Genomic DNA, 3,512 nt, shown 5'->3' with positions numbered 1-3,512 from the left:
TGGCGGCGGGCCTCGCTCGTCGTCGTCGTGGTAGCCGCCGCGGCCACGGCCGCCGGGCTGCGGGCGCTGGGCTGGGCCGCCTGACCCGGGTCAGGCGTCTGCCGGTGCCTGCTCGCGCCGGACGCGCTTGACCGCGTACATCTGCCCGTCTGCCCGGTTGAGCAGCGTGGCCGCGTCCGCGCGCTCGCCCGGGGCGACCACCGCGACCCCGATGCTCGCCCGTGTCGACAGCACCACGTCGCCGATCCGCACGGGGTAGGCCAGGGCGTCCTTGAGCTCGGCGACCAGGGCGGGTGCGCGCGGCGGGGCGGCGTCCAGCACGAGGACGAACTCGTCCCCGCCGAGCCGGGCGACCGCGTCGTCCGGACCGCCGAACGGGGCCACGCGTTCGGCGACGGCACGCAGCAGCTGGTCGCCGACCCCGTGCCCGAAGGTGTCGTTGACGGCCTTGAAACCGTCGAGGTCGAGGTAGGCCACCACGGCGCCCGGGGAGGTCGCTTCGGCCACCCGGTCGAGCAGCGCCTCGAGGTGGCGGGTGAGCGCCCGACGGTTCGCCAGGCCGGTGAGCTCGTCGCGTGTGGCCAGGGCGAGCAGCCTGCGCTCCGCCTCGACGTGCCAGCGGGACAGCAGCCCGATCCGCAGCAGCACGAGCGGGACGACGAGCAGCCCGCTCACGGCGAGCAGCAGCGCGTCGACCGGTGCATGGAAGGCCACCTCGGCCGCGGCGAGCAGCGGGTTGACCGCCAGTGCGCCGCCGAGGAAGACCAGGTGCGCGCGGGTCAGGCCGCCCTGCGGGCTCTGCACCGACCCGACCGCCCGTACGGAGGGGTGCGCGAGGGCGGCGGCGTAGGCGAGCAGCGACACGATGCACGGGACGCTCGCCCACCACGGCGTCTGCCCGGTCGCGGGGTCCTGGGACAGGGTGAGGGTGACGGCGCCGACGTTGACGGCGACGGTGGAGACCACGAGCAGGAGGCAGGCTGCCCGGGCCTGCGGGGTGCTCACCGCCGCACGCGCCACCCCGCCGGTGATCGCGCTGACCAGCAGCACGAGCACGAGCTCGTAGGCCATGCGTGCGGGCCCGGCGCCGAGGCGCACGTGGGCCGGGCCGAGCAGCAGGCCCCACAGCAGGCTCGCGGCCGCCAGCCCGATGAGCGCCGCGTCGGTCATCCCGCCGAGGTCGGGAGCGGCCCGGGGTACCAGCGCCACCACGGCGCCGACCAGGAGGGCGGTGTAGCCCAGCACGAGCGTCGCGGCGGCCGCGACGCCCGAGGCGAGCGCCCCGGAGGTCGCGATGGCGACCTGGTTCTGCGCGTTGTGCACCGCGACGAGGGCCACGCCGAGCGCCATCACCAGCCAGGCGGTGCGGTGGGTACAGGTGCGTCGCACCAGCTGGACCACGAGGACGACGAGGGGGACGAGGGTTGCCGCCGTGACCGAGGCGTAGCGCAGCGTCGGGTTGACGGCGCAGGCAGCGACCAGCAGCACGCCGAGCGCGAGCGCGCTCGCGTGCGCCCGTCGACCACCCTTGTCCACCAAGCCTCCGCGTCGCCGGGCCTGCCCCTTGCCTGGTGCTGTCGACGGTACGCGCTCGGCGTTCGACGGCGCGCCGTCGTCACCCGATCGCGGCGGACTGTCGGGTGGGACCTAGGTCCCAGATCCCGTACCCTGTGAGGCGATGCCTGGAGCAGACGAGCCCGCCGGACGTGGTGGCAGCCCGAGGGGGCCGGCCGTCGCCGACGCCTCGGCACAGCTCATGTCGGCGATCCTCGACCTGGCCGGTGACCTGGACAGTCGCAGCCTGCTGGAGCGGTTCGTCGCGCTGAGCGTGCAGCTCACCGGCGCGAGGTACGGCGCCATCAACATCGTCGACTCGGCCGGCGCCTCGACCACCTTCGTGCACACCGGGATCGACGCGCGCACCGCCGCGACCCTCGGCCGTCCGCCGCACGCCGCCGGCGTCCTGGGGCAGATCCCCGACGACGGCGTGCTCCGGCTGGACGACCTGCGCGACCACCCGGCGTTCCGCGGTCTGCCGGCCGGGCACCCCCCGATGGGCTCGTTCCTCGGGGCGCCGGTGCGGGTGCGTGGTGAGCGGTACGGCACGCTCTACCTCGCCGAGAAGCACGGCGGGTTCGACGCCGAGGACGAGTCGGTGGTGCGCTCCCTGGCCGCCGCGGCGGCCGTGGCCGTGCACAACGCCCAGCTCTACGCCTTGGAACGGCGGCAGCGGCAGTGGCAGAGCGCCGGGCGGGCCATCACCACGATGCTGCTCGAGGGCGCCGACCAGGAGGACGTGCTCGCGGCCGTCGCGGCGAACGCCCGGCAGATCGACGGTGCGCAGTGCGTCGCGCTCGCGCTGCCCGGTGCCGACTTCGAGCTGCTGCTGGAGATCGTCGACGGGGTGGGCACCGACGACCTCGTCGGGCTGGACGTGTCGGGGGATCCCGAGGTGCGGGCCGCCTTCGAGGCCGGCACCGGGCACGTCGTCGGTTCGCGCGCGGAACGGGCGGGTGCCGCGGGGCGCGCGCCCGAGCCGCTCGACCGGTACGGGCCGGCGCTGTACGCCCCGCTGCTCACCGAGGGCGAGAGCATCGGCGTGCTCGTCATGCTGCGCGCCCCGGGCGACCCCGAGTTCACCGCGGACGACCTGGCCATGTCGCAGTCCTTCGCCTCGCAGGCCGCGCTGGCGTTCGTGCTGGCCGACGCGCAGCAGCTGCGCGGCCAGGCGGTGCTGCGCGACGAGCGCACCCGGATCGCACGCGACCTGCACGACATGGCGATCCAGCAGCTGTTCGCCGCCGGGATGGCCATCGAGGCGGCTCGGCAGGGCCCCGACCCGGTGCCGCCGGCGCTGGACGGGGTGCTGGAGACCGCCGTCGGGCACGTCGACGCGGGCATCCGGCAGATCAGGGTGATCGTGCGCACCCTCGACGACCCGGGCGCCACCGTCCCGCTGGTCGAGCGGGTGGCGGCCGAGGTCGAGCTGGCGCGCAGCTCGCTGGGCTTCGCCCCGGAGCTGTCGATGAGCGTCGACGGCGTGGGCGTCGAGACGGACCCGGCCCTGGGGCTGCGGATCGACGACCTGGTGGCGCCCGGCCGGGCGAACAACGTCGTCGCCGTCGTGCGCGAGGGGTTGTCGAACGTGGCCCGGCACGCCCGGTCCGGGGCGGTCGCGGTGCGGCTGCTCGTCACCTCGGGCGCGCACGGGTCGATCACGGTCGAGGTGGAGGACGACGGCGTCGGGGTGCCGCCGGCCCGCACCCGCGCCTCCGGCACCAAGAACCTGGCCCGGCGGGCCGAGGAGTCCGGCGGCACGTTCGCGCTGCTGCAGCCGCCGTCGGGCCGCGGGGCGCTGCTGCGCTGGACCGCGGCCCTCGACTGACCCTGCCCGCAGGCGGCAGCGTGCGCGGTCACGTCGGGCGTCCATGCCACGATGCGCGGGTGAGCAGCAGCGAGACGACGAACCGGGCCGACGCAGGGGGCCCCGCCGCCCCGGAGCCCGGGCCCGG

The 3,512-nt window shown here is 75.9% G+C and carries 2 protein-coding genes; one reads left to right on the top strand and one right to left on the bottom strand.

Translation table 11 applies throughout. The annotated features are described in order from the left end of the window. Nucleotides 1–90: 90 nt before the first annotated feature. Nucleotides 91–1,536 carry a GGDEF domain-containing protein gene (locus F2B26_RS15125; protein WP_159810772.1) on the bottom strand — a complete coding sequence of 482 codons (1,446 nt, stop codon included), beginning with the start codon at nucleotides 1,534–1,536 and terminating at the stop codon, nucleotides 91–93. A 142-nt stretch (nucleotides 1,537–1,678) separates the two neighbouring features. Here F2B26_RS15125 and F2B26_RS15120 point away from each other — a divergent pair, with 142 nt between their 5' ends. After that, the gene (locus F2B26_RS15120; protein WP_159810770.1) at nucleotides 1,679–3,385 is read left to right on the top strand and encodes a sensor histidine kinase; all 1,707 of its coding nucleotides are present in this window, start codon (nucleotides 1,679–1,681) and stop codon (nucleotides 3,383–3,385) included. The last annotated feature ends 127 nt before the right edge of the window (nucleotides 3,386–3,512 follow it).

The organism is Cellulomonas citrea (genome assembly GCF_009829685.1).
Taxonomy (GTDB): domain Bacteria; phylum Actinomycetota; class Actinomycetes; order Actinomycetales; family Cellulomonadaceae; genus Cellulomonas; species Cellulomonas citrea.
The sequence above is the reverse complement of the archived record's forward strand: the minus strand, read 5'-3'. Positions and strand labels throughout refer to the sequence as shown.